This is a genomic window from Candidatus Methylomirabilota bacterium, assembly GCA_035315345.1.
In the GTDB taxonomy this organism is placed as follows: Bacteria; Methylomirabilota; Methylomirabilia; order Rokubacteriales; family CSP1-6; genus CAMLFJ01.
Window position 1 is genome coordinate 1 of sequence record DATFYA010000113.1, and the last position, 5,557, is coordinate 5,557.

Consider the following 5,557-nt stretch of genomic DNA (forward strand, 5'->3'; position numbering starts at 1 on the left):
ACAATCCACTGGCGGCTGGTTGGTCGCAGGCTGGATTGCTCGGGAGTATCGGGCAATCTTCCATCGTGTGGGCACAGAATGTAGGCCAAGGCTTTCCTGGTTGGTCGTGGGCAGATGTACGGCAACGGTACTTCGACGCACTCACAAAGCTACAGCCGCCTGAGCGCGACTCTGGCCTGGCCAGGACATTCGAGGGACTTGGTCGGCAGATCCATCTGATTCAGGATGCGGCATCGCCCGCGCATGTGCGGAACGACCCCCACCTCTTCTACAACTACGAAAGCTTGGTGGAAACGGCCAGACGACAGGACGTTGTCGCGTTCGAAGGGTGGTTGTCGGCATCATCCGACGTGCCCAGCGCTCCAGACCCGGGCTGGACCAGCCTCGATCCGAACCCGCTGGCGCCCATCGCCGTCGCGCGGCTCATCGATTCAGATCGATATTCCGGCGGGAACCCTACAGTGACGATGACAGGGTTGATCGGGCTCGCCGAGTACACCAACGCCAACTTCTTCAGTGAAGATCGTATCTTCACCGAGAACGACGTTGATCCGCAGAAGCGGTTCCCGTTCCCCAACCGCGCGAGCGTGGTCGAGCAGGACTTCGACATCCAGGTGCGCGGCGTGCCGGTCAAGCGGCGGTACTTCGTGAAGACGGGTGGCGGAGCGGTCGGATATCGTCTGGCGACCGTGGGACTCTTGCGCGACTACCATCAGCGATTCGGTCTGGACTGGACGCGGTTCCGGGAGAGCCCGGCGCTGGACGAGGGCGTGTACCGTGACTACGCCGCGCGCCTGGTTCCGCGAGCGGTGGCCTACTCCACCGCGCTCATCGACTACTTCTTTCGGGGCCGCATCGCGGCCTCGGGGGACGCCGCGTCGACGACCCTCGGCAACATCAGCGAGGAACCGCTCAACGGCACGTTCACCCTCTACTACGACGACGAGAACGATGTCCGGCGTCCGGTACCGGGTGCGACATGGGCGCTGGCGCTCGCGCCTGGAGAGTCCGCGGAGCAGCTGCGCTTCACATCACCGACGAGCCCCGCACCCAAGGAGGCCGGGCGGTACATGCTGGTGTTTCGCGGAGCACTCGGCAGCGAGCCCGACGCGGTCATCGGCCGGCAGGTGACGCTCTCGTCGAGCGTCGTCGCGCGATTGATCAAGCGAAAGGACGGCACGCCGCTGCGCGGATTCGACGTGCACGCGATCGACCTCCAGACCGGCCAGACGCTGTCCGCGAACGTGACCGACGACGAAGGCCGGGCCCGGCTGGACTGGAAGCCCGGTCGTACCGCGCTGTTCCTCCCGACCGTGAACCCATTCCCGATGTACTGGGCCGGCGGCAGCGCGTTCGTGAGCGGCCTCGACGGGGCTCACGCGGTTCAGGCGGTGGACGTGGACGCGCAAGGTCAGGTGACGGTCGTGACCCCGCTGGTTCTTGCGGAATGGCCGGAGCGCGTCGAGCCGTGCACGGGGCAACCGATGTTCCAGCAAATTCCCAACGCGATCCTGCCGGCGCAGAGCACCCCGGTGAGTGAGGGCGTGTTCCGCACCATATTCCTCGCCTACGGGGTGAATCTGGCGACGTTCGTGCGGAACGATAACGGACAGGAGACCGTCCTCTGTGGACTGACTTCTCCGGGCTGCCAGGATCCGGGTATCGGCTTCATCGCCGAGGATGTCAGCCGCGTCGGCCAGGTGGTGGGCCAGCTCGTCCGCGACGTGTTCTCCCGTCACGTGGCGATGCTCACGGATCCGGATGGGCGGCCGATCGGCGATGCCCTCTGCTCCAACGAGTACGCGGAGGTGGAGACGGTGCCGGTTTCGGTCGGGGAGCGATAGCGCCGGCGATCAGCGCTTGTCCGAGACGATGCGCCCGTCCTTGAAGACAAGCCGAAGCTGACGCAGGTTGGCGATATTCTCCAGCGGGTCGGCGCCGACCACGATCAGGTCGGCGCGCTTGCCCACCTCCACGGTGCCCAGGTCTCCGCCCACGCCGCAGAGCTCGGCGGCGTGACGCGTGGCCGCCAGCAGCGCTTGCCAGGGCGTCGCGCCGTCCCGCACCCAGAGGCCCAGCTCGAGCAGCGCGGCGTCCTTCAGCGGTCGAATGTCCGAGCCGAGCGCCATCTTGACGCCGGCCGCGAGCGCCTGGCGAAAGCAGTCGCGGTGCAGGTCGGCCGCGGCGTCGGCGCGATGGCACAAATCGGGGGCGAGATTGCGCTGCTCGACCCAGCGCTTCTCCCACGGGTCGCGCGCCTGGTCCGGGGTGAGGTGGCTGATCGCCAGCGTCGGCACGTACCAGGTGCCGTGGACGCGCAGGCTCTCCACGCACTCCGCGTTCATCGCATAGCCGTGCTCCACGCTGTGCGCACCCAGCCGGGCGGCGGCCAGAACGGTCTCCGCGTTGGCCGCGTGCGCGATGACCGGGAAGCCGCGCTTGCGGCAGATCGCGAAGGCGGCTTCGAGCTCGTCGTCGAGCAGGAACGAGTGCGTGTGGCGATCCCAGGCCGGCCCCATGATGCCGCCGGTGAGGTTCAGCTTGATGTGGTCCACGCCGTTCTTGATCTGCTCGCGAATGGCCCGGACGAAGCCGTACGGCCCGTCGCATTCCCGGGCGTGGCCGGAGGTGAGGAAGTGACCGCCGGTGGTGGTGAGGAAGTAGCCGGCCGCGAAGACGCGCGGGCCGACGTGCTGGCCGGCGTCGAACGCGCGCTTCCACGCCACGTCCATGAAATGCGCGGCGCCGGCGCACCGCACGCCCACCACGCCGCTCTCGGTCAGCGCCTCCGTCAGCCGATAGCCGAAGACGGCGGTCTGCTCGGCCACCGAGGCGCCGGTCGAAGCCAGATAGTCGGGATGGATGTGCACGTCCCAGAGGCCGGGGAGCAGGTAGCCGCCGGCGAGATCGATCACGTCGGCGCCTCGGGTATCGGGCGATCGGCTCCCGTCGAGCACCTCCACGATGCGGCCGCGCTCGATGGTCACGCTGGCGCCGGGCACCGGCCGCGGATTCACACAGTCGATCAGGGTCGCATTGGTCAAGACCCGGCGCATGGTCTCACCGACCCGTTGCACGATGGCGCTCCTCGGTCATACTCTCGTCAGGAACCCGACCATGGATGCTATCCGCATCGTCATCCTCCTCGTCTTGCTCGGCGTCGTCGCCGTCATCGGCTCGGTCGCCGCGGAGGAGAAGTGGGTGCTATGGGATCGCCCGCTCGACGCCAAGGGCGAACGGCAGGGTGATTGGCGTCGTGGCCCGGTATTCGATGCAGAACGGTGGTGCAAAGGTGCCATGACGACCGCCATCAATCAAGCGCTGGCCCAGACCTTCCAGGTCCCGAAGAAGCCGAATCTCGCGGAGTACCAGTGCCTCCCGGAGTCCGCGGATCCGCGGACGGCGAAGGGCAAACGATAGGGCGGCCGGCGCGCGTGCCCTGTCCCGCACGTCGAAGCCGGGCGAGCGCCTGTCGATTCCGGGGGAGCATGGGCGACTAGTACGAGAGCGTAAGATCGAGCGAGGAGGCATACCGGGTGGCGACGAGTGGGAAGATGGTATGGACCGGTCGGGTGATCGCGGCCCTGATAGCGCTCCTGTTCCTGTTCAGCGCATTCATGAAGATCAAGGGCGGGCCCGAGGTGGCGGAAGGGCTGCGGCATCTGGGCCTGTCCGAATCGATGCTCGTGCCGCTGGCGATCCTCGAAGCCTCCTGCGTGGTCATCTACCTCATTCCGCCCACCGCGGTGCTGGGAGCGATTCTTCTCACCGGGTATATCGGCGGAGCGATATGCACGCACTGGCGAGTCGGCGATCCGTTCTACCTCCATATCCTGCTCGGAATCCTCGTATGGCTCGCCCTCTATGTCCGGGAGAGCCGGCTCTGGGCGGTGATGCCGCTCAGAAGATCTTGACTGTCGAAACGAGATGTCCCCGTTCGACCCATAGCTGAGGAGGCAACTCAATGCGCAACGATTCTGGAGGGACGCGATGAGTGGGGTCCGGTTGCTGGTCGGTACCCGAAAGGGCGCGTTCGTGCTGTCCTCGGACGGCAAGCGCTCGCGGTGGGACGTTTCCGGCCCGCATTTCGGGGGCTGGGAGATGTATCACCTCAAGGGGTCCCCCGCCGATCCGAATCGCATCTATGCCTCGCAGTCGAGCGGCTGGTTCGGGCAGCTGATCCAGCGCTCGAACGACGGCGGCAAGACCTGGGAGCCGGTCGGCAACAAGTTCACGTACGAAGGGCCGACCGGCACGCACCTCTGGTACGACGGCACCCCGCACCCCTGGGAGTTCGCGCGAGTGTGGCATCTGGAGCCCTCGCTGACCGATCCGGACACGGTCTACGCGGGCGTCGAGGACGCGGCGCTGTTCCGCACGAGTGACGGGGGCCAGACGTGGCACGAGCTGCCCGGACTGCGCGGGCACGCGACGGCGCCCTCCTGGCAGCCCGGCGCCGGCGGGATGTGCCTGCACACGATCGTGCTGGATCCCCGCGATCCCAAGCGCATCTTCGTTGCGATCTCCGCGGCGGGGACGTTCCGGAGCGACGACGCCGGGCAGACGTGGCGGCCCATCAACCGGGGACTGCGGTCCGAGGGCATCCCCGATCCGCACGCCGAGGTCGGCCACTGCGTGCACCGCATCGCGATGCATCGGTCGCGTCCCGAGGTGCTGTTCATGCAGAAGCACTGGGACGTGATGCGCAGCGACGACGGCGGGAGCTCGTGGCGCGAGGTCAGCGGCAACCTGCCGACCGACTTCGGCTTCCCGATCGACGTGCACGCGCACGAGCCGGAAACGATCTACGTGGTGCCGATCAAGAGCGACTCGGAGCACTTTCCGCCCGATGCGAAGCTGCGCGTCTATCGCAGCCGGACCGGCGGGAACGAGTGGGAAGCGCTGACCAAGGGACTGCCCCAGAGCCACTGCTACGTCAACGTGCTGCGCGACGCCATGAGCGTCGACTCCCTCGATCCCTGTGGCGTGTACTTCGGGACCACCGGCGGCCAGGTGTACGCCTCCGCCGATGCCGGCGACAGCTGGACGCCCATCGTGCGGGACCTGCCGTCGGTGGTCTCGGTCGAAGCGCAGACCTTGCCGTGATCCGGGTCGTCCTGCCGGCGCATCTGCGGACCCTCGCCCGCGTCGCCGGTGAGGTGAAGCTGGCCGTCGAGGGCCCGGTCACCGCGGGCGCGGTGCTCGACGCCCTCGAGGCGACCTATCCGATGCTGCGCGGGACGATTCGCGACCACGTCACCGGCAAGCGCCGGCCCTTCGTGCGATTCTTCGCCTGCGAGCAGGACGTCTCCCACGATCCGCCCGATGCGCCGCTGCCCCAGGCGGTCGCGACGGGCGCCGAGCCGTTCATGGTGGTAGGCGCGATGGCCGGCGGCTAGCAGCTCGCTGTGCCGAAACACGCGCGGGGTCACGGATCGCTCCGTAACCCCGCGTCAAGAATTGGTGGAGCTGAGGGGGCTCGAACCCCTAACCCCAAGACTGCCAGCCTTTTCCGGCAGTCTAGACTTAGCATGACCTCGAGTGAGCAGGAGTGACA

6 protein-coding genes are annotated in these 5,557 nt (G+C 67.3%); 5 read left to right on the plus strand and 1 reads right to left on the minus strand.

Annotated features, from left to right (window positions below):
• A partial coding sequence (locus VKN16_15890) for a hypothetical protein (protein ID HME95688.1) occupies positions 1 to 1,844 on the plus strand: 1,844 nt, incomplete at its 5' end.
• Between the two features lie 9 nt (positions 1,845 to 1,853).
• On the opposite strand, the gene VKN16_15895 is transcribed toward VKN16_15890, so the two are convergent.
• On the minus strand, positions 1,854 to 3,077 hold the full coding sequence (locus tag VKN16_15895) for an amidohydrolase family protein (GenBank protein ID HME95689.1): 1,224 nt from the start codon (positions 3,075 to 3,077) through the stop codon (positions 1,854 to 1,856).
• Positions 3,078 to 3,117: 40 nt separating this feature from the next.
• Here VKN16_15895 and VKN16_15900 point away from each other — a divergent pair, with 40 nt between their 5' ends.
• The 4 genes from VKN16_15900 to VKN16_15915 all read left to right on the plus strand — a co-directional run bounded on the left by VKN16_15900 (position 3,118) and on the right by VKN16_15915 (position 5,399).
• Positions 3,118 to 3,420 carry a hypothetical protein gene (locus VKN16_15900; GenBank protein HME95690.1) on the plus strand — a complete coding sequence of 101 codons (303 nt, stop codon included), beginning with the start codon at positions 3,118 to 3,120 and terminating at the stop codon, positions 3,418 to 3,420.
• Positions 3,421 to 3,536: 116 nt separating this feature from the next.
• Positions 3,537 to 3,914: a DoxX family protein gene (locus VKN16_15905; protein HME95691.1), complete on the plus strand. Its 378-nt coding sequence runs from the start codon at positions 3,537 to 3,539 to the stop codon at positions 3,912 to 3,914.
• A gap of 76 nt (positions 3,915 to 3,990) precedes the next feature.
• A complete protein-coding gene (locus VKN16_15910; protein ID HME95692.1) occupies positions 3,991 to 5,106 on the plus strand; it encodes an exo-alpha-sialidase in 1,116 nt (371 codons plus the stop codon).
• Positions 5,103 to 5,399 (plus strand): MoaD/ThiS family protein, encoded by a 297-nt coding sequence (locus tag VKN16_15915; GenBank protein ID HME95693.1) that lies wholly within the window; start codon positions 5,103 to 5,105, stop codon positions 5,397 to 5,399. Before VKN16_15910 ends, VKN16_15915 begins: the two co-directional genes overlap by 4 nt.
• Positions 5,400 to 5,557 lie beyond the last annotated feature (158 nt).